This window comes from Tepidiforma bonchosmolovskayae (assembly GCF_008838325.1).
In the GTDB taxonomy this organism is placed as follows: domain Bacteria; phylum Chloroflexota; class Dehalococcoidia; order Tepidiformales; family Tepidiformaceae; genus Tepidiforma; species Tepidiforma bonchosmolovskayae.
Genome location: NZ_CP042829.1, coordinates 1,481,718 through 1,499,349 on the forward strand (window position 1 = coordinate 1,481,718; position 17,632 = coordinate 1,499,349).

Genomic DNA, 17,632 nt, shown 5'->3' on the forward strand with positions numbered 1-17,632 from the left:
ACGGTACAACGCCGCCGCACCCCCGATTGTTCCGTTTCCCCCCCGCCCCCCCCCCGCCCCGCCCCCGCCGCGTACCATTCCCCTTCGTGGCTGCCGCTGCACCCTCCTCCCGCGTCGAACGCCCGGCCGCGACCGCTGTCCTCGTCGGCATCGCGGCCCTCGCCCCGATCGCCGTCGACGTCTTCCTTCCCTCCATGCCGGCCATGGCCCGCGAGTTCGACACGAGCACCGGCACGCTCTCGCTCGCGGTCACCCTCTTCATCGTCGCCTTCGCCGGCGCCCAGCTCTTCTGGGGCCCCCTCTCCGACCGTGCCGGCCGCCGCCCGGCGCTCCTCGCCGGGCTCGCCCTCTTCGTCGCCGGCAGCCTCCTCTGCCTCGCCGCCAGCAGCATCCCCCTCCTGCTCGCCGGCCGCATCCTGCAGGGCCTCGGCGGCGGCGCCGGCCCCGCCATCGCCAACGCCGTCGTCATCGATACCTACCGCCGCGAACGCGCCATCGGCGTCCTCGCCCTGATTACCCTCTCCATCGCCCTCGCCCCGATGATTGCGCCCGTCTTCGGCGGCCTCATCCAGGAGTACGCCACCTGGCGCGTCGTCTTCGTCCTCCAGGGCGGCGTCGGGGTGCTGCTCGCCGCCACATTCTTCGCGCTCATCCCGGAAACGAACCGCGCCCCCGACCCGTCCGCCCTCCGGCCGTCCCGGCTGGCCGCCAACTACCGCCGCCTCTTCCGCTCCCGCACGTTCGCCACGGCCGCCGTCCTCATGGGCCTCCTCTTCGCCGGCCAGCTCATCTTCATCTCCACCAGCTCCTTCGTCCTGGTCGATGACCTCGGCGCCAGCCCCGTCGTCTTCGGCCTCAGCTTCGGTTTCGTCTCCTTCGGGATCATGGCCGGCGCAACCATCTGCCGCCGCCTCAGCCGGCGGTGGCCCCCCGGGCGCATCGTCTTCGTCGCTGCTGCGATGGGCTGGGCCGCCGCGCTCGCCATGGCCGCGCTGGCCGTCGCCGGGCTTGCCAGCCTCCCCGCCACCGTGCTGCCCGCGTTCATCATCCTCGCCGGCAACGGTATGGCCCGCCCCGCCGCGACCGCCACCGCCCTCGCCGACTTCCCCGAGACCGCCGGCCTCGCCTCGGCCGTCCTCGGCTTCACCCAGATGGCGATCGCCTCCGGCTGCAGCATCCTCTTCAGCGCCCTCGTCGAGCCCGGGCCCGGCACCCTCGCCGGCGGCATGGCGCTCGCCTCCACGGCAGCGTTCGCGCTCTTCGCGCTCGCCCGGCCCCCTGCCTTCAGCCTCCGCTCGCCTGGGCCGGGAACGGGTGCTGCCGCCGCCACAGGTACGCCAGCGCCCCCGTCGCCACGGCCACGTTGAGCGATTCCACCCGCGGGTCCATCGGCAGCGCCACCCGGAAGTCGCTCTCCCGCAGCAGGAGCTGCCCCACGCCCTCGCCCTCGCTCCCCACGATCAGCGCCGTCCGCCCCGGCCAGTCGAATTCCGTTGCCGCCGCACTCCCCTCGCCCGCGTCCGCGGCCACCACCCAGTAGTTCGCCTCTTTCAGCGTCCGCACGGCCATCGCAAGGTTCTGCGGCGCAGCGACCGGCGCAACGAAGCTCAGCCCTGCGCTCGCCCGGTGCACCCCCGGCGTGATCAGCGCGCCCCGCCGCAGCGGCAGCACCACCGCATCGGCCCCGACCGCCACCGCCGTCCGCAGGATCGCCCCCACGTTCTGCGGGTCGGTCACCCGGTCGAGCAGCAGCACCAGCGACCGCTGCCCGGCCTGCCGCGCCGCCGCCTTCAGGTCGATCGGCTCCACTGGCCGCACCCTGGCCAGGATCCCCTGGTGCACCCCGTCGCCGGTCAGCTCATCGAGCCGCTGCGCCTCCACCCCCTCGACCCGCAGGCCGGCTTCCCGCGCCCGCTCGGCCAGCGCCAGCACCCGGTCGTTCGAAGTCTCCCGGTAGAAAAGCACCGACTTCGCGTGCCCCGTCGCAATCGCCATCGACACCGCGTTGATGCCGAACGCGATATCGTCCGGAGTGCTGTGCGGCTTCGGGCGGAGGCGCGCCATGCACGGAGTTTCGCACGCCCGCCCCGGAGGCGCGCCGCCGCTCCTATGCCGTACCCTGTTTCGTGATGGCTTCCCGAACCGGCCGCCCCGTCGCCGCTGTGCTCACGCTCGGCTGCAAGCTCAACCTCGCCGATTCCGGCGAAATCGCCGCCGGGCTCCGCAGCGCCGGCTTCGAAGTCGTCGACCAGGTCTGCGAAGCCGACGCCTACGTCATCAACACCTGCTCCGTCACCCACGTCGCCGACGCCAAGTCGCGCAAGCTGATCCGGTCGATGCGCCGGCTCGCGCCCCAGGCCCGTGTCGCCGTCACCGGCTGCTACCCCCAGTCGGCCGGGTTCGATGCCGTGCGCGAACTCGGCGCCGACTTCGTCGCCGGCACCCGCGACGCCGACAAGTCCGAACTCGTCCGCTTCCTCGCCGCCGGCGCCGCTGCCCCGGCCGCGCCGGGCGAATCCTCGCCGGCTCCGCTCGCGCCCGGGCTCACCCGCGCCTTCGTCAAGGCCCAGGAAGGCTGCAACGATGTCTGCGCCTTCTGCATCGTGCCCCGCACCCGCGGCCGCGAAGAGAGCCGCCCGGTCGAGGCCGTCGCCGCCGAAGTCCAGCGCGCCGTCGAGGCCGGCGCCCGCGAGGTCGTCGTCACCGGCACCCAGCTCGGCGCCTGGGGCCGCGACCTCGACCCGCCGCTCCGCCCGCACCACCTCATTTCCGGCATCCTCGAACGCACCGAAGTCCTCCGCCTCCGCTTCAGCTCGCTCCAGCCCCAGGACATCACGCCCGAGCTGCTGGCCCTCTGGCAGGACCCCCGGCTCATGCCCCACTTCCACCTCGCCCTCCAGTCCGGCTCCGAAGCCATCCTCGCCGCGATGCGCCGCCGCTACACCGCCGCCGAATTCCTCCGGGCCGCCGAGCGGATCCGCGCCGCCGTCCCGGGCGTCGCCATCACCACCGACGTCATCGCCGGCTTCCCCGGCGAAACCGAGGCCGACTTCGCCGCCACCCTCGCCCTCTGCCGCGAAGTCGGCTTCGCCCGCATCCACGCCTTCCCCTACTCGCAGCGGAGCCGCACCGCGGCTGCCCGGATGCCGGGCCAGCTTGGCCCCGAGGTGAAGAAAGAGCGGATGGCCCGCCTCCTCGCCCTCGCCGAGGAACTCTCCCTCGCCTTCCGCCGGGCCCACGCCGGCACCGTCCGGCCGGTCCTCTGGGAAGAGGAGAAAGCCGGCTGCTGGTTCGGCCACACCGACAACTACATCCCGGTCTATGCCGTTGCCCCCGGCCAGGACCTCCGCAACCGCGTGACGCCCGTTCACCTGGGTGAGGTGTACCATGACGGCGTCCGGGGAACCCTCCCCACGGAGGCACCGTGAACGCCCTGCGCCGCATCCTCCTCGCCCTCTACAGCATCCTCCTCCTCGCCGCCTGCGGCGGGCTCTTCGCCCTCGCCTGGAACCAGGACAAGAAGCTCGATATCCAGGTCCGTAGCTTCAACCTCCAGGCCTTCGTCGTTTCGAGCGATACCGCCCGCGCCCTCTTCGCCCTCGTCCTCGCCGCCGTCGCGCTCCTCGCCTTCCTCTCCCTCCTGGCCGCCGTCTGGCGCAGCGGCCCGGCCCGCTCGCGCGGCGTCCTCAGCCTTCGCCAGGAAGATGGCGGCATCGTCGAGGTCTCCGCCCAGACCCTCGAAGCACTCCTCCGCGATGCCCTCCAGGCCCTGCCCGAAGTCCGCCGCGCCGAACCGCGCGTCGATGTCCGCGCCGGCGCGGTCGACTGCCGCATCGACGCCACCATCGAAGGCAGCGTCAGCATCGCCGCCGCCACGAAGCTCATGGTCGATACCGTCCACGCCGTCCTCCGCGAGCAGGTCGGCGTCACGAACGTCCGGCGCCCGGCGATCCGCATCACCTACGACGAGCTGGCGGCGCGCCCGGCCGGGTCCGCACCGCAGCGTTCGGCCTACCCGCCTGCCCCGCCGCCGCCCGGCCCCGCCGCCCCGCCGGCCCCCATCTTCCCGGCCGCCCGCCGCGCCGACCAGCCCGACCAGCCCCCGTCCGGAGGCCCCGGCAATGACTGACCAGCGCGCGCCCCTGCCCCCGTCGGCCAATGAACTGCCGTGGGTGCTTGAGGCCCTCCTCTTCGTCGCTGATGAGCCGCAGCCCCTCGGCGCGCTCGCCCGCGCCGCTGGCGTCAGCGAGGCCGCCGCCCGCCGCGCCCTCGCCCAGCTCGCCGCCGACTACGAGGCCCGCGGCCTCCGCCTCATCGAAGACGGCCAGAAGTACCAGCTCGGCGCGGCCCCGGAATACGCCCCCTACATCGAGCAGCTCCTCGGCGGCGGACCCGGGCAGCGCCTCAGCCGCGCCGCCCTCGAAACGCTCACCATCATCGCCTACCGCCAGCCCTGCACCCGCGCCGAGATCGAAGCAATCCGCGGCGTCAACAGCGACCGCCACGTCGCCATCCTCGAGCAGCGCGGCCTCATCGAGCAGGCCGGCGTCGGCGACGGCCCTGGCCGCCCGAAGCTCTACCGCACCACCATCCGCTTCCTCGAGCACTTCGGCATCAGCAGCCCGAAGGAGCTTCCCCCGCTCCCCGAAGCCCCCGAGGACGAGGTCGTGCAGGCCGAAATCTAACCCGCCGGCCCGGCCGGCATGGTACGGTAGAACGAGCACAGCATCGCTGCCCGGCCCCGCAGGGCAGCAGCGGGCGCCCCCCCCCCGCGAAAGGTCCCTCCTCTGCACCTCTATCTCGGCAACCTCAGCTACCTCACGACTGCCGAGGAGCTCGCCGCCCTCCTCGCCCCCTTCGGCCCCTTCGCGGCGCCGCAGCTCGTCCTCGACCCTGCCACCGGCCTCTCCCGCGGCTACGCCCTCGTCGAATTCGATGACCCGGCCGCCGCCGCGGCCGCCGCCGCAGCCCTCAACGGCAGCTTCCTCCACGGGCGGGTGCTCATCGTCCGCCCGGCCCACGCCGGCGAGTAGCCCACGGCCTCGCACCCGGCACCCCCGAAGCCTGCTACCCTCTCCCTGTGGAACTCCGCGTCGCCCACCTCTACCCCGAGGTGATGAACCTCTACGGAGACCGCGGCAACGCCATCGCCCTCCGCGCCCGCTGCCAGCGGCGCGGCATCGCCTGCACCATCCTCCCCGTCAACATCGGCGACCCCCTCGACCCCGGCGAGGTCGACATCGTCCTCGTCGGCGGCGGGCAGGACCGCGAGCAGCGGCGCATCGCCCCCGACCTCCTCCGGCGCGGCCCCGCCCTCCGCGACGCGGTCGATGCAGGCCTGCCCGTGCTCGCCGTCTGCGGCGGCTACCAGCTCTTCGGCCATCGCTACGTCGACCACGACGGCAGCGTCATCCCCGGCATCGGCGTCTTCGACGCGGAGACGCGCCACCCCGGCCCCGTCGCCGACCGCTGCATCGGCGACATCGTCGTCGAAACCCCCTTCGGCGAGGTGGTCGGCTTCGAAAACCACGGCGGCCGCACCTACCTTGCCCCCGGGCAGGAGCCGCTCGGCACCGTCCGCCTCGGCCGCGGCAACAACGCCGAAGACCGCACCGAAGGCGCCCGCCGGAAGAACGCCATCGGCACCTACCTCCACGGCAGTGTCCTGCCGAAAAACCCCGCCCTCGCCGACGCGCTCATCCTCGCCGCCCTCCGCCGCCGGTACGGCCCGTCGGTCGAGCTCCCCCCGCTCGACGATGCCCCCGAACGCCGCGCCCACGAAGCCGCCCTCCGCACCGCCCTCGCCCGCGCCCGCAGTCCGGTCTGAACCTCTGCTTTCCCGCCCGGCGCCGCCGCCCAACCCGGAACTATCGCGTCCGGCCCCGCGGCGCTACCCTTTCCCCCAGCTATGGGCGCCATCTCCACCCTCTTCCTCGCCATCACCATCGATATCAACCCGGTCATGGCCAAATTCGGGCCCTTCACCCTCACCTGGCACGGGCTCTTCACCGCCGTCGGCATCCTCGCCGGCGTCACCCTCTCCGTCTGGCTGGCGAAGCGCGACGGCATCCCCGTCGAAGTCGCCCAGGAGATCGCCCTCGTCGGCGTCCCCTGCGCCATCGTCGGCGCCCGCCTCTTCTACGTCATCGAACACTGGGACCGCTTCCAGCACGACCTCCCGGGCATCGTCTTCGGCATCACCGAAGGCGGCATCACCCTCTACGGCGGCCTCCTCGGCGGCGTCCTCGGCGGCCTCATTTACGCCATCTGGCACAAATGGCCGATCGGCATCGGCCTCGATGCCGCCGCCCCCGGCATGATCCTCGGCCAGGGCATCGGCCGCATCGGCGACCTCATCAACGGCGAGCACATCGCCAAGCGCACCGACCTCCCCTGGGGCGTCAAGTACCTCCACCCCGACAGCCCCCAGTACCAGTACAACCTCCTCCACCAGGACCCGAACAACCCGCTCCGCCCGCTCGATACCTACGCCGTCCACCCCGTCGCCGGCGGCTACGAGCTCCTCGGCGACTTCATCATCCTCGGCATCCTCCTCTTCGTCTGCTACCGCGTCATCAAGGTGCCGGGCTGGGTCTTCTGCTCCTACGTCGCCATGTACGGCATCATGCGCTTCTTCCTCTCCTACTTCCGCATCGATGAGCAGACCTTCGCCGGCATCCCCGTGCCCCAGCTGACCGCGGCCATCACCCTCGGGATCGCAGTGATCGCCGCTGGCATCCTGTACAAGAAGCCCGGCCCCATCACCCCCGAGTACGCGCTCCGCGTCTGGGGCCGCCTCCCCGACGACATCGCCCCGCCCCAGGGCGGCGCCGCCGAAGCCGAGCCCTCCCGCGCCTGAGATGCCCGGCCTCCTCGCCGTCACGCTCTACCGGGCCCCGGGCTGCGGCCTCTGCGACCGCGCCGAAGCGATCCTTGCCCGCCTCGCCCGCGAGCTCCCCATCGCCGTCACCGCCGTCGACATCTCCAGCGACCCTGCCCTCGAAGCCCGGTACTTCCTCGAGATACCCGTCATCGAAGCCGACGGCCGCATCATCGCCCGGGCGCCCATCGCCGAGGCGGCCCTCCGCGCCGAACTCGAAGCCCTCCTCGAGTCCCCGGCCCGCTGAGAACCGGCCGCCAGCTGACCCGTTCGACACCCCGCCCCCGCCCTGCCACCATGGAGCCACCATCCCCGGGGGTGCACCCATGGCCGGCAACGTCCAGGACCAGTTCGGGCCTGCCGCACACGCCTACGCCGCCTTCTCCTACCACGCCGCGGGCCCCGACCTCCCCGTCATCGTCGAGGCCGCCGCTCTCACCGGCGCCGAGACCGTGCTCGACCTCGGCACCGGCGCCGGCCACACCGCCATGGCCTGCGCCCGCCACGCCGCGGCCGTCGTCGCCCTCGATATCACCCCTGAGATGCTCGCCGCCGCCGCTGAACTCGCCGCCAGCCGCCGCATCGACAATATCACCTTCGAACTCGGCGATGCCGCCCGCCTCCCCTTCCCCGATGCCGCTTTCGACGTCGTGACCTGCCGCGTGGCTGCCCACCACTTCCCCGACCTCCCCCGCGTCATCCGCGAGACGTGGCGCGTGCTCCGCCCCGGCGGCCGGTTCATCATCGCCGATACCATCGCCCCCGAAGACGCCGCCGCCGATACCTTCCTCAACACGATCGAGTTCCTCCGCGACCCCTCCCACGTGCGCGACTGCCGCGGCTCCGAGTGGCTCCGCCTGCTCCGCGCCGCCGGCTTCGAAGCCCAGATGGTCTTCCGCATGGTCCTCGCCCTCGACGGCGCCGACTGGGTCGCACGCCAGCGCACCCCGGCCGAGAAAGTCGGCGTGATCCGGCGCCTCCTCGACGAGGCGCCGCCCGCCATCCGCGCCCAGTTCGAAATCCGCGACGACCCGTGGGGCTTCTCCCAGCCCATCGCCGTCATCCGCGCCGTCCGCCCCGCCTGAGCCCTACCGCCCCGCCCGGTCCTCCAGCCGCAGGCGCAGCACCTCGCGGGGAGCCCCGCCGAGCCGCCGCTTGTACTCCTCGCTCCCCCGCAGGAAGTCAAACCGCCGCAGCCCCCGCTCCAGCGCGTCGCGCAGCGTCCACGCCTTGCTCACCAGCCCCGCCGCCAGCGGCGCAAACGCCGGGTCGTAGCCGCTGTTGTAGAGGTACGCCGTCTGCCCGTCCTCGAACGCCAGCGTGACCGCCGCCGGCCGGCCGTCCAGCCGTGTCACGCCCAGCGACAGCATCCCCCGCCCGCCGAACTCCGCCGCCAGCGCGCCGAAGAACGCCTCCATCTCCGCCGTCAGGAACGCCGCCTTGTCCTCCCGGCTCGCCCGCATCAGCGCAAACAGGAGCGGCAGCGCCTCCGCGGCATCGGCCCCCGTGAGCCGCGCAAAGCCGGCCTCGCCCGCCGCCGCGAAGTTCCGCAGCTTCCGCCGCAGCTCGTGCCGGTCGTGCTTCCCCAGCCCCGCAAGGTACGTATCGAACGTTCCCGGCAGGTCGACCCCCGGGCAGACCGCCTCCGGCTCGGCCGCGAACGTCCACCCGTACTGCTCGGCTGCCCGCGCGAACGCCGCCGGCCACGGCCCGTCGGCCGCGATGCCCCACAGCTCGAGCCGTCCCGTGAAGTCCTCCCGGAGCCACTCGAGGATGCCGGCCGCCACCGCCTCCGCCTCGCCCGGCAGCGCGAGCGGCCCCCCGTAGTCGCGCACCTCCGGGTCGCCCAGCTCCCGCGCGCCCGCCGGCGAAAGGTCGAGCGCCGCCGCCCCGATGAGCCGCTCCTCGCGCCGGATCGAGAGAAACACCGCCTCGCCCGCCGGCCGGAAGACGCGCAGCCACGCCCGGTGCCAGCCCGGCAGGTGGAACGGTGTCGCCCCCGGCGCGTCCCGCGCCAGCGCCTCCCACTCCGGCGCCAGCGCCTCGAACTCCTCCGCCGTAATCAGCGGCAGCGGCGCGGGCCCTGCAGCCTCCGGCTCGTCCATCCTCGCTACCCGCGCAGCCCGGAGGCGCCCGGCCGCGGCCGCTCCTCCCACAGCCCGCACGTCGTCTCGGTCTCATCGAGGAACGGCCCCACGCACTCCCTGCCGTCCCGGACGATGTGCCGGCAGATATTGATCAGCCCCTGCCCCCGGCGGTGGTCCCCCATCGTCATCTGCAGGTAGAGGCAGCGGGCAGCAAGCCGCAGCGGTTCACCGTGTTCAATCATCGCCGACAACTGTACCGCCCCGGCCCGCCGTGCGCCCCCTTGGCGCGCGCGCTCCGCCGCGCTACCCTCCCGCCCATGCCGCTCCCGGCCGGGTCGCCCGGCGCCGCTGCCGTCTACGAAACCGACGTCCTCGTCGTCGGCGGCGGCATCGCCGGCCTTTCCGCCGCCCTCGAAGCCCGCCAGCATGGCGCCGCGGTCATCCTCATCGAAAAAGCCCCGCGCGAACATCGCGGCGGCAATACCCGCTTCGCCGATGCCCAGATGCGCTTCCCCCACGAAGCCGACGCCTACGGCCCGCGCGACTACACGGCCGACGACATGTTCGACGACCTGCTCCGCATCTCCCGCGGCCGCGCCAACCCGGCCCTCATCCGCACCCTCTGCGACAACGCCCGCGCCGCCGCCGAGTGGCTCACCGCCCTCGGCCTCGAATGGGAGGCCGGCTACCCCCATACCGCCGGCTACCGCCGCAGCCCCAGGGCTGGCGGGCAGGGCCTCGTCGACCTCCTCTACCGCCGCCTCGAAGGCCTCGGCGGCATCGTCAGCTATGAAACCGCCGCCGTCGACCTCCTCCTCGCGCCCGGCGGCGGCATCGCCGGCGTTCGCGCCCGCGGCCCCGAAGGCCTCATCGACCTCCACGCCCGCGGCGGCACCATCCTCGCCTGCGGCGGCTTCCAGGCCAACGTCGAGATGCGCGTCCGCTACCTCGGCCGCTTCGCCGATGCCCTCATCCTCCGCGGCAGCCGCTACAACACCGGCGAAGGGCTGATGATGGCCATCGCCGCCGGCGCCCAGCCCGCCGGCCAGTGGGGCGATTACCATTCCGCCGTCCTCGATGCCCGCTCCCCCCGCATCGAATGCGGCGTCACCGCCCTCTACAACTACCAGATGGGCATCTTCGTCAACCGCGAGGGCCGCCGCTTCCTCGACGAAGGCGAAGACTTCCGCGACCACACCTACGTCAAATTCTCCAAGCACATCGTCGAACAGGCCGGCGGCCAAGCCTGGTGCATTTTCGACCAGAAGGCCTTCCAGCGGGAGGAGTTCGCCCGCGCCTGGCGCCCCGTCGGCCCGCCGCTCCAGTCCGACACCCTCGAAGGCCTCGCCCGGCAGATGGACGTCCCGGCCGAGACCTTCCTCGAAACCGTCGCCGCCTTCAACGCCGCCGTCCAGCCCGGTGAGTACGACCTCGACCGCCTCGACGGCAAACGCACCCTCGGCATCCACCCGCCGAAGAGCAACTGGGCCCTCCCTATCGACGCGCCGCCCTACCTCGCCATCCCCGTCACTGGCGGCATCACCTTCACCTTCGGCGGCCTCAAGTGCGATACCTCCGCCCGCGTCATCGACACCCGCGGCCAGCCCCTGCCCGGCCTTTACGCCGCCGGCGAACCGATGGGCGAGTTCTTCTACGACAACTACCCCGGCGCCACCTCCGTCATCCGCGGCTGCGTCTTCGGCCGGATCGCCGGCGCGCACGCCGCTGGCCGCGCCCGCGGCGCCTGACCCCGCCCTGTTCGCGGCCCATCCTCCCGCCGATATTCCAGGCATGAGGCACGTCTGGAACTGGGCCGTCTGCGCCCCGGCGCTTCTCCTCGCCGCCGCCTGCATCGCTGCCGGCTGGCGTGAGGTCCTCGAGCCGCCCCTCGCCTGGACCGGCGCCGCCTTCTTCGCCGTCATCGCCGAAGTCGCCTCCCGCCTCGCCCGCCGGGCCAGGCGCCGCGCAGAGAAGAAGCAGGCCGCCATTGAGGCCCTCGCCGCCACCGCACTCCTCCGCGAACAGCTCCGCTCCGTCCAGCACCGCCGCGCCGCCTGACTTTCCCGCCGGGCCGCGCCCGGCTACGCTACGCCGCAATGGGCGCCCCGGGCTGGACCTTCCTCACCAACCACGGCCACGTGCTCCTCTGCATCGCCAACGACCCCGGCATCCGCCTCCGCGATATCGCCGAGCGCGTCGGGATCACCGAGCGGGCCGCCCAGCGCATCGTCGCCGACCTCATCGAAGCCGGCTACATCACCCGCAGGCGCGTCGGCCGCCGCAACATCTACCAGGTCCACCCCGAGATGCCGCTCCGCCACCCGGTCGAGCAGGCGCACCCCGTCGGCGAGCTCTTCCGTCTCATCGAGCCGCTGACCGGCCGCTCCGAGACAGCCAGCTGAGCCGGCCGTTCACTCGCCCCGCTTCAGCTCCGCCAGGCGCGCTCGATCGTCCCCCCGCCGAGCACCTCGTCGCCGCGGTAGAACGCGATCGCCTGCCCCGGCGTGAGCGCCCGCTGCCGCCGCTCGAACCGCACCACCGCCCGGCCCGGGCCCGCCTCCACCAGCTCCGCCGGCGCAGGCTCCGCCCGGTAGCGCGCCTTCGCCTCCAGCCGCTCGCCCGGGGCCGGCGCCTCCCCCGCTACCCACGTCACCTCCGCTGCCTCGGCCATATCAGCGAAGAGCGCCTCCTCCGGACCGATCACGACAACGTTCCGCTCGGCGTCGATCCCCGTCACATACCGCGGCTCCCCGGCCGCCACGCCCAGCCCCCGCCGCTGCCCGATCGTGTAGGCCGCAATCCCCCGGTGCCGCCCGATGACCGCGCCGCTCTCGTCGAGCAGTTCGCCCGGCTCCTGCTGCACCCGCGCCTCCACGAACGCCCGGTAGTCGTTCCCCGGCACGAAGCAGATCTCCACGCTGTCCGGCTTCGCGGCCACATCCAGCCCGAGCCGGGCCGCGTGCGCCCGTACCTCCGCCTTCGTCAGCCCGCCGACCGGCAGCAGCAGCCGCCGCAGCTGCTCCTGCCCCAGCATGTACAGCACGTACGACTGGTCCTTCGCCGGGTCGATGCCCCGCAGCAGCCGGTACCGCCCGTTCGCCGCATCGAAGACCACCCGCGCGTAGTGCCCGGTCGCCACGAATTCGGCGTCCAGCGCCGGGAGCCGCTCCAGCAGCGCCCGGTACTTGATGTGCTCATTGCAGCGCACGCACGGGTTCGGCGTCCGCCCCTGCGCATACTCCCGCACGAACCGGTCCACCACGTGCTCCCGGAACTCCCGCTCGAAGTTCATCACGTAGTGGCGGATTCCCAGCTGCCCGGCCACCCGCCGCGCATCGTCGATATCCTCGATGCTGCAGCACTGCTGATGCCCCCGGTACTCCTCCGGCCGCTCCTCCGTCCACAACCGCATCGTCACGCCCACCACCTCGTAGCCCTGCTCGGCGAGCAGCGCTGCCGCCACGGAGCTGTCCACTCCGCCCGACATCCCGACCACAACCCGGGGACGTGCCATCGGCTGTGATACCATTCCTTTCGCCCGCAGCGGCGGGCAGGAGTTCGCGTCTGAGTCCCGAGACCCTCGCGCAACGCGCCGTCGATGTCCTCTCCGAGCACAAAGCGCTCGATATCGCGCTCATCGACATCTCGCGGACCGCGACCTTCACCTACTACTTTGTCATCGCCACGGCCCAGTCGCCACTCCAGTTCGCCGCCCTCGTCGAGTACCTCGAACGCGACCTCGCGCCCGAAGGCATCTTCCTCCGCCACCGCGAAGGCTCACCCGAAAGCGGCTGGGTCCTCCTCGACTTCGGCGACATCATCGTCCACCTCTTCACCGCCGACCAGCGCGCCTACTACCGCCTCGAAGAGCTCTGGGGCCGAACCTCCCCGGTCGTCCGCTTCGCCGACTGAGCCCGCCGCCGCGGGCGCTGCTCAGCCCCGCCCCTCGCGCGGCCGCTCGCCGTAATCGCCGAACGGCGCATCCCTCCGCCGGATCGTCTCCCGGAACCCAAGCTCCCGGAAACTCTCGACCCACCGCAGCGCCTCCTCGGTGTGCCGCGTGATGCCGTCGAACAGCGTCCCCAGCAGCTGCGTCGTTCGCAGCCCCATGTTTTCGAACGCCTGGTTGATGAGCAGCTTGTTCAGCGCCAGCTGGTTCGCCGGGATGTTCCGGAACCGCCGCGCGTACGCCTCCGTCCGCTCGCTCAGCTCCTCCGCCGGGTAGACGTGCGAAACGAGCCCAATCCGGTAGGCCGTCGCCGCATCGATCTGGTCGCCCGAGAGCAGGAACTGCTTCGCGTGCTCCAGCCCCAGCCGGTACACCCAGAGCATCGTGGTCGGCGTCCCGTAAATGCGCGACGGCGGGTAGCCGATGATCGCGTCCTCCGCCATGAAGATCAGGTCGGCGCAGAGCAGCAGGTCCGTGCCCCCGCCCAGCGCGTAGCCGTGCACCTGGGCGATGACCGGCTTCGGGCACTCCCAGAGCGTCATGAACCGCCGCATGTTGTGGCCCATGAACTGCAAATCGCGGACCGGGTCCCACGCGCCCGGGCGCGGCTCCGGGTGCGGGGCATCGAACCGCCGCGGCCAGGGCACCCCATCTGCCCCGGGATTCAGGTCGTACCCTGCCGTGAAGACCCGCCCGGCCCCGCGCAGCACAATCGCCGAAACCGCCGCCGACGCCGTCGCCCGCTCGATCGCGTCGGCAATCCCCTGGATCACGGCCTCGTTCAGCGTATTCAGCTTCTCGGGCCGGTTCAGCGTCACGATGGCGATGCCATCCCGTTCCTCATACAGCACCGGTTCAGCCATGCCCGCGAGCATACACCGATGCGGGATGAGGGATGAGGGAGCCCCGTCTCTCCCTTCCTCCCCACCGAGGGAGGAGCCTGAAGCTGTTCCCAACCCGCCCGCCTCACCGCCCCGGGGCTGGAGCCTGGAGGCCGCAGCCCGGCGGAGCGGCCCCCCGCTCCCCGCTCCCTGGGGCGGCGGCGCCGGGCCGGGCGGTGCTCCCTCCTCCCTCGGGGCGGCGGCGCCGGGCCGGGGCGGTGCTCCCTCCTCCCTCCTCCCTGGGGCAGCGGAGCGGCCGGGGCTGGGCTCCCTCCTCCCTACTCCTCGAGGAACTCGTTCACCAGCTCCATGAACCGCTCGAACTGGTCGTGGTGCACCCAGTGCCCCGCACCCTCCACCTCCACCGCCCGGTAGTCGTGGAACGCCGAAAGGTCGGGCGGCCCGCCCGGGCGCGTCCCCCAGCTCTCCCGCCCCCAGATGATCAGCATCGGACAGCGGATCTGGTTCCAGAGGTCCCGGGCGTCCTCCATGTTGAACTCGTACGGCGACCCCGCGTGCGTGTAGTTGTCGAACTTCCACGTATAGCCCGCCTCCGTCGCGCGCACGCCGTGCTCCGTCAGGTGCCGCGCCAGCTCCGGCGAAAGGTGCCGGTTCGCCTCCTGCATCCGCCGTGTCGCGTCCTCGAGCGTCGGGTAGGTCCTCAGCTGGCGCCGCTCCAGCTCGCGCATGCTCTCCACCCACTGCCGCATCCGCCGGTGCGCCGGGCGCCGCTCCCGCTGCCAGCCGAGCCCGCCCAGCCCTTCGATCGTCACCAGCTTCCGCACCTTCTCCGGGAACGCGCCCGCGTACTGGAGCGCTACCCCGCCCCCGAGGCTGTGCCCGATGATCACGTACGGCGCCCGCCCGATCGCCTCCCCCAGCGCGTGGATATCCAGCGCGTAATCGATGATGGAGTAGTTCCCGCCGATCGCCCAGTCCGAATCGCCGTGCCCGCGCAGGTCCGGCGCATACACGCAGAACCGGTCCACCAGTGCCTGCGCCACGCGGTCCCACGAGCGGGCGTGGTCGCGCGTGCCGTGGATGAGGATGAGCGGCGGCTTCGACTCGTCGCCCCAGGTCAGGTAGTGCAGCTTCAGCCGCTGCGAGGTGTACCAGCGCGAGACGGGCTCCATGCCCGCATCGTGCCGCCCGGCGCCCCGTCCCGTCTACAGGCGCGGCAGCGGAATGCCCAGCGCCTCCTCCAGCTCATCGATCGCCCGGGTCGTCTCGTCGACCTTGATCGTGTGCATCCCCAGCGCCTTCGCCCCCTTCAGGTTCGCCCCGAGGTCGTCGAGGAAGACCGCCTCCGGCGGCTCGATGCCGAGCTGCTCGCACGCGATCTGGTAAATCCGCGGCTCTGGCTTCCGCACCCCCACAATCGCCGATTCGACCACCACATCGAACAGGCTGTGCACGTCGATGCCGCTCGTCCGCCGCTGGGCCGGCTCGTCGCGCGCCACGTTGTTCGTGATGCTGCCCAGCTTCACCTTTCCGCGCAGGTGGCGCACCACCGCCACCATCTCCGGCCGCTCGCCGAACCCCTGGAAGAACCACTCGAGGAAGTACTTCCCTGTGGCCTGCGTGTCGATCCCGGCGATGTGCCGGTCGAACAGCTCCGCGAACCCCTCAGGCGGAATCTCGCTCCGTTCGAACCGCGACCACGGCCCGTCCTCCGGCGCGAAAATTGCCACGCGCACCTCGTCGGGGATCCCGTGCTCCCGGCAGAACTCCTTGATGCGGGTCACCGGCGAGTGCGTCAGCACCCCGCCGATATCGAAAATCGCTGCGCGAAAACGGCTCATGGCCAAATTGTACGGAGCCCGGCCGCAAGGAGCCGTTCTCCGCGATCCCTGCTATCCTTCGCCGGCCGCTCCTGCGGACCGGGAGGTCGCATGCCCCAGCCGTTCGATATCGTCTTCCTCGGCACCGGCAGCCCGCTTCCCAGCCCCGACCGCTGCGGCTGCGGGCACGTCATCGTCGCCGCCGGCCAGCACATCCTCGTCGACTGCGGCTGGGGCGCCGCCCGCCGGATTCTCGCTTCCGGCATCATGCCCTCCGCCATCGATACCGCCGTCTTCACCCACATGCACACCGACCACATCACCGACTTCCCGGACTTCCTCTTCCTCCGCTGGACGTCCGGCGCACGCGTGCCGCTCCGCGTCTACGGCCCCGAGGGCACCGGCGAGATGGTCGAAGGCTTCCTCCACGCCCTCCGGCGCGATATCGGCTTCCGCCTCGCCCACCACGGCGACAAGCTCCACCCCGACGGCATCGTCGTCGAAGTCACCGAAATCTCCCCCTCGGCCCGTCCCGCGCCCTTCTTCGAACGCGACGGCCTCGTGCTCGAACGGTTCGAAGTCGACCACTTCCCCGTTGTCCCGGCCTTCGGCTACCGTGCCCGCTTCGATGGCCGGACCGCCGTTCTTTCCGGCGATACCTCCTTCTGCGAAAGCCTCCTCCATGCCGCGGAGGGCGCCGATATGCTCGTCTGCGAAGCGCTCAACACCCCCATGCTCAACGAGCGGATCGCCGCCCTCCGCGCCATCGGCCGCGACCTGCAGGCCTCCCTCTTCGAGGACGTCCCCAGCTACCACATCGACGTGAGCGATGTCGCCCGGCTCGCGCAGCAGGCCGGTGTCCGCCAGCTTGTCCTCAATCACCTCATCCCGCCCGTCCCCAACAGCGGCCCCGAACTCGACCGCTTCATCGCAGGCATGGCCGAGCGCTTCCGCGGCCCCATCCGCGTTGCCCGCGATACCGAACGCATCCCCGTTCCCGGAGCCCCCGCATGAGCCATGACGAGATGTTCGTCGCCTCCCTTCGCAACCGTATCCGCGCCATGAACACCCTCTGGGAGCGCGCCATCAGCGACATGACCCTCGAGCAGCTCAACCACCACGAGCGCGCCGGCGTCCTTCCCATCGCCTTCAGCTTCAGCCACTACATCCGCTCGCAGGACCAGTCGATCAGCGCCATCTTCCTCGGCGAACCCCCGCTCTGGCAGCAGGGCGGCTGGGCGGCAAAGGTCGGCGTCACTGTCGATGCCCTCGGCCGCGAGGAAACCGTCGAGCAGATGGAGCACCAGCGCTTCGGCGACCTCGACGCATGGAAGGCGTACCAGTCCGGGGTCATCGCCCGCACCACCCGCGTCCTCGAAACCCTCACCGCCGCCCGCCTCGCCGAGGTCGTCCTGCCGCAGCTCCCGCCCAACATGCAGAACATCTTCTGCGCCCTCGTCATCGGTCCCGGTGCGCCCCTCCGCCGCCTCGACGTGCTCGAGTGCTTCGTCTACCAGCACGGCCTCCGCCACATGGGCGAAGTCGAGCATGGCCGCGCCCTCGTCGGCCTCGGTGGCATGACCTCCTGACGCCATTTCAGGAATTTACCGAAACGCAGCTAGAAATCCTTTCACGCCGGGTCTAACATCGACCGTATGACCGGCGAAGAAACGCCTGTCCGCCGCATCCTCGTGATCGACGACGAAGCCGCCGTCCGCAGCATGCTCACCCGCGCGCTCGCGCTCTGGCAGTTCGAAACCGTCGCCGTCCCCACCGCTGAAGAGGGTCTCGCCCACCTCCGCGCCGGCGAACGGTTCGCCTGCATCCTCCTCGACCTCACCATGCCCGGCATGGGCGGTGAGGCGGCCCTCCGCGAAATCGAGGCAGTCGCCCCCGGCACCCCGGTCGCCCTCATGAGCGGCTTCCCCCGCGACGACCTCGCCGGGCAGGGTCGCCACTTCATCGCCAAGCCGTTCGACCTCGAGACCCTCCACAGCCTCCTCGAACGGCTCGCCGGGCCCTAGTGCGCCTGCGCGAACCAGCCTCCCCCCGGG

The 17,632-nt window shown here is 71.9% G+C and carries 23 protein-coding genes; 16 read left to right on the plus strand and 7 right to left on the minus strand.

Annotation, left to right across the window (positions count from 1 at the left end):
- Nucleotides 1-86: 86 nt before the first annotated feature.
- The gene (locus Tbon_RS07335; protein WP_192497822.1) at nt 87-1,367 is read left to right on the plus strand and encodes a multidrug effflux MFS transporter; all 1,281 of its coding nucleotides are present in this window, start codon (nt 87-89) and stop codon (nt 1,365-1,367) included.
- Here the strand turns inward: Tbon_RS07335 and rlmB are convergent.
- Nucleotides 1,285-2,064, minus strand: coding sequence for a 23S rRNA (guanosine(2251)-2'-O)-methyltransferase RlmB (gene rlmB, locus Tbon_RS07340; RefSeq protein WP_158067032.1), 780 nt, complete (start codon nt 2,062-2,064; stop codon nt 1,285-1,287). The two genes, Tbon_RS07335 and rlmB, sit on opposite strands and share 83 nt — an antisense overlap.
- Before the next feature lie 65 nt (nt 2,065-2,129).
- Between rlmB and mtaB the strand changes: the two genes are divergently transcribed.
- From mtaB to Tbon_RS07380, 8 genes are all read left to right on the plus strand, one after another.
- On the plus strand, nt 2,130-3,428 hold the full coding sequence (mtaB, locus tag Tbon_RS07345) for a tRNA (N(6)-L-threonylcarbamoyladenosine(37)-C(2))-methylthiotransferase MtaB (protein ID WP_158067033.1): 1,299 nt from the start codon (nt 2,130-2,132) through the stop codon (nt 3,426-3,428).
- Nucleotides 3,425-4,129, plus strand: coding sequence for an alkaline shock response membrane anchor protein AmaP (amaP, locus tag Tbon_RS07350; RefSeq protein WP_158067034.1), 705 nt, complete (start codon nt 3,425-3,427; stop codon nt 4,127-4,129). Before mtaB ends, amaP begins: the two co-directional genes overlap by 4 nt.
- Entirely contained in the window at nt 4,122-4,685 is a 564-nt protein-coding gene (gene scpB, locus Tbon_RS07355; RefSeq protein WP_158067035.1) for an SMC-Scp complex subunit ScpB, read from the plus strand. Before amaP ends, scpB begins: the two co-directional genes overlap by 8 nt.
- Before the next feature lie 102 nt (nt 4,686-4,787).
- On the plus strand, nt 4,788-5,033 hold the full coding sequence (locus Tbon_RS14500; RefSeq protein ID WP_225734749.1) for an RNA recognition motif domain-containing protein: 246 nt from the start codon (nt 4,788-4,790) through the stop codon (nt 5,031-5,033).
- Between the two features lie 47 nt (nt 5,034-5,080).
- Nucleotides 5,081-5,827 (plus strand): type 1 glutamine amidotransferase, encoded by a 747-nt coding sequence (locus tag Tbon_RS07365; RefSeq protein ID WP_158067036.1) that lies wholly within the window; start codon nt 5,081-5,083, stop codon nt 5,825-5,827.
- Between the two features lie 81 nt (nt 5,828-5,908).
- Nucleotides 5,909-6,859: a prolipoprotein diacylglyceryl transferase gene (lgt, locus tag Tbon_RS07370; RefSeq protein ID WP_158067037.1), complete on the plus strand. Its 951-nt coding sequence runs from the start codon at nt 5,909-5,911 to the stop codon at nt 6,857-6,859.
- Between the two features lies 1 nt (nt 6,860).
- Nucleotides 6,861-7,127 carry a glutaredoxin family protein gene (locus Tbon_RS07375; RefSeq protein ID WP_158067038.1) on the plus strand — a complete coding sequence of 89 codons (267 nt, stop codon included), beginning with the start codon at nt 6,861-6,863 and terminating at the stop codon, nt 7,125-7,127.
- Between the two features lie 79 nt (nt 7,128-7,206).
- Complete coding sequence (locus tag Tbon_RS07380; protein ID WP_158067039.1) at nt 7,207-7,965, plus strand: class I SAM-dependent methyltransferase; 759 nt, start codon at nt 7,207-7,209, stop codon at nt 7,963-7,965.
- Nucleotides 7,966-7,968: 3 nt separating this feature from the next.
- On the opposite strand, the gene Tbon_RS07385 is transcribed toward Tbon_RS07380, so the two are convergent.
- Nucleotides 7,969-8,985, minus strand: coding sequence for a GNAT family N-acetyltransferase (locus tag Tbon_RS07385; RefSeq protein ID WP_158067040.1), 1,017 nt, complete (start codon nt 8,983-8,985; stop codon nt 7,969-7,971).
- A 5-nt stretch (nt 8,986-8,990) separates the two neighbouring features.
- Nucleotides 8,991-9,209, minus strand: a complete 219-nt coding sequence (locus Tbon_RS07390; RefSeq protein ID WP_158067041.1) for a hypothetical protein — start codon at nt 9,207-9,209, stop codon at nt 8,991-8,993.
- 75 nt (nt 9,210-9,284) lie between these two features.
- Between Tbon_RS07390 and tcuA the strand changes: the two genes are divergently transcribed.
- From tcuA to Tbon_RS07405, 3 genes are read left to right on the plus strand one after another with little or no spacing between them, the layout of a single operon-like run.
- A complete protein-coding gene (gene tcuA / locus Tbon_RS07395; RefSeq protein WP_158067042.1) occupies nt 9,285-10,715 on the plus strand; it encodes an FAD-dependent tricarballylate dehydrogenase TcuA in 1,431 nt (476 codons plus the stop codon).
- A gap of 43 nt (nt 10,716-10,758) precedes the next feature.
- Nucleotides 10,759-11,025 (plus strand): hypothetical protein, encoded by a 267-nt coding sequence (locus Tbon_RS07400; protein WP_158067043.1) that lies wholly within the window; start codon nt 10,759-10,761, stop codon nt 11,023-11,025.
- Nucleotides 11,026-11,063: 38 nt separating this feature from the next.
- Entirely contained in the window at nt 11,064-11,369 is a 306-nt protein-coding gene (locus Tbon_RS07405) for a helix-turn-helix transcriptional regulator (protein WP_158067044.1), read from the plus strand.
- Nucleotides 11,370-11,392: 23 nt separating this feature from the next.
- Here Tbon_RS07405 and mnmA read toward each other — a convergent pair whose 3' ends face one another.
- Nucleotides 11,393-12,496, minus strand: coding sequence for a tRNA 2-thiouridine(34) synthase MnmA (gene mnmA / locus Tbon_RS07410; RefSeq protein ID WP_225734571.1), 1,104 nt, complete (start codon nt 12,494-12,496; stop codon nt 11,393-11,395).
- Between mnmA and rsfS the strand changes: the two genes are divergently transcribed.
- A complete protein-coding gene (gene rsfS, locus Tbon_RS07415) occupies nt 12,475-12,879 on the plus strand; it encodes a ribosome silencing factor (RefSeq protein WP_192497823.1) in 405 nt (134 codons plus the stop codon). The two genes, mnmA and rsfS, sit on opposite strands and share 22 nt — an antisense overlap.
- Before the next feature lie 21 nt (nt 12,880-12,900).
- Here rsfS and Tbon_RS07420 read toward each other — a convergent pair whose 3' ends face one another.
- The 3 genes from Tbon_RS07420 to Tbon_RS07430 form a co-directional block, all read right to left on the minus strand.
- Nucleotides 12,901-13,779 carry a crotonase/enoyl-CoA hydratase family protein gene (locus Tbon_RS07420; protein WP_158067047.1) on the minus strand — a complete coding sequence of 293 codons (879 nt, stop codon included), beginning with the start codon at nt 13,777-13,779 and terminating at the stop codon, nt 12,901-12,903.
- A gap of 296 nt (nt 13,780-14,075) precedes the next feature.
- The gene (locus Tbon_RS07425) at nt 14,076-14,930 is read right to left on the minus strand and encodes an alpha/beta fold hydrolase (RefSeq protein ID WP_158067048.1); all 855 of its coding nucleotides are present in this window, start codon (nt 14,928-14,930) and stop codon (nt 14,076-14,078) included.
- A gap of 33 nt (nt 14,931-14,963) precedes the next feature.
- On the minus strand, nt 14,964-15,599 hold the full coding sequence (locus tag Tbon_RS07430) for an HAD-IA family hydrolase (RefSeq protein WP_158067049.1): 636 nt from the start codon (nt 15,597-15,599) through the stop codon (nt 14,964-14,966).
- 90 nt (nt 15,600-15,689) lie between these two features.
- Here Tbon_RS07430 and Tbon_RS07435 point away from each other — a divergent pair, with 90 nt between their 5' ends.
- The 3 genes from Tbon_RS07435 to Tbon_RS07445 all read left to right on the plus strand — a co-directional run bounded on the left by Tbon_RS07435 (nt 15,690) and on the right by Tbon_RS07445 (nt 17,602).
- Entirely contained in the window at nt 15,690-16,592 is a 903-nt protein-coding gene (locus tag Tbon_RS07435; protein ID WP_158067050.1) for an MBL fold metallo-hydrolase, read from the plus strand.
- Nucleotides 16,589-17,167 carry a DinB family protein gene (locus Tbon_RS07440; RefSeq protein WP_158067051.1) on the plus strand — a complete coding sequence of 193 codons (579 nt, stop codon included), beginning with the start codon at nt 16,589-16,591 and terminating at the stop codon, nt 17,165-17,167. Before Tbon_RS07435 ends, Tbon_RS07440 begins: the two co-directional genes overlap by 4 nt.
- 66 nt (nt 17,168-17,233) lie before the next feature.
- On the plus strand, nt 17,234-17,602 hold the full coding sequence (locus Tbon_RS07445) for a response regulator (RefSeq protein ID WP_158067052.1): 369 nt from the start codon (nt 17,234-17,236) through the stop codon (nt 17,600-17,602).
- Nucleotides 17,603-17,632 lie beyond the last annotated feature (30 nt).

What these genes read in the sequence shown, in the direction of transcription:
- rlmB (WP_158067032.1), bottom strand. Translation starts at nt 2,064, where the DNA reads ATGGCGCGCCTCCGCCCGAAGCCGCACAGCACTCCGGACGATATCGCG.
- mtaB (WP_158067033.1), top strand. Translation starts at nt 2,130, where the DNA reads ATGGCTTCCCGAACCGGCCGCCCCGTCGCCGCTGTGCTCACGCTCGGC.
- scpB (WP_158067035.1), top strand. Translation starts at nt 4,122, where the DNA reads ATGACTGACCAGCGCGCGCCCCTGCCCCCGTCGGCCAATGAACTGCCG.
- lgt (WP_158067037.1), top strand. Translation starts at nt 5,909, where the DNA reads ATGGGCGCCATCTCCACCCTCTTCCTCGCCATCACCATCGATATCAAC.
- Tbon_RS07375 (WP_158067038.1), top strand. Translation starts at nt 6,861, where the DNA reads ATGCCCGGCCTCCTCGCCGTCACGCTCTACCGGGCCCCGGGCTGCGGC.
- Tbon_RS07380 (WP_158067039.1), top strand. Translation starts at nt 7,207, where the DNA reads ATGGCCGGCAACGTCCAGGACCAGTTCGGGCCTGCCGCACACGCCTAC.
- Tbon_RS07385 (WP_158067040.1), bottom strand. Translation starts at nt 8,985, where the DNA reads ATGGACGAGCCGGAGGCTGCAGGGCCCGCGCCGCTGCCGCTGATTACG.
- Tbon_RS07390 (WP_158067041.1), bottom strand. Translation starts at nt 9,209, where the DNA reads ATGATTGAACACGGTGAACCGCTGCGGCTTGCTGCCCGCTGCCTCTAC.
- tcuA (WP_158067042.1), top strand. Translation starts at nt 9,285, where the DNA reads ATGCCGCTCCCGGCCGGGTCGCCCGGCGCCGCTGCCGTCTACGAAACC.
- Tbon_RS07400 (WP_158067043.1), top strand. Translation starts at nt 10,759, where the DNA reads ATGAGGCACGTCTGGAACTGGGCCGTCTGCGCCCCGGCGCTTCTCCTC.
- Tbon_RS07405 (WP_158067044.1), top strand. Translation starts at nt 11,064, where the DNA reads ATGGGCGCCCCGGGCTGGACCTTCCTCACCAACCACGGCCACGTGCTC.
- mnmA (WP_225734571.1), bottom strand. Translation starts at nt 12,496, where the DNA reads ATGGTATCACAGCCGATGGCACGTCCCCGGGTTGTGGTCGGGATGTCG.
- Tbon_RS07420 (WP_158067047.1), bottom strand. Translation starts at nt 13,779, where the DNA reads ATGGCTGAACCGGTGCTGTATGAGGAACGGGATGGCATCGCCATCGTG.
- Tbon_RS07425 (WP_158067048.1), bottom strand. Translation starts at nt 14,930, where the DNA reads ATGGAGCCCGTCTCGCGCTGGTACACCTCGCAGCGGCTGAAGCTGCAC.
- Tbon_RS07430 (WP_158067049.1), bottom strand. Translation starts at nt 15,599, where the DNA reads ATGAGCCGTTTTCGCGCAGCGATTTTCGATATCGGCGGGGTGCTGACG.
- Tbon_RS07435 (WP_158067050.1), top strand. Translation starts at nt 15,690, where the DNA reads ATGCCCCAGCCGTTCGATATCGTCTTCCTCGGCACCGGCAGCCCGCTT.
- Tbon_RS07440 (WP_158067051.1), top strand. Translation starts at nt 16,589, where the DNA reads ATGAGCCATGACGAGATGTTCGTCGCCTCCCTTCGCAACCGTATCCGC.
- Tbon_RS07445 (WP_158067052.1), top strand. Translation starts at nt 17,234, where the DNA reads ATGACCGGCGAAGAAACGCCTGTCCGCCGCATCCTCGTGATCGACGAC.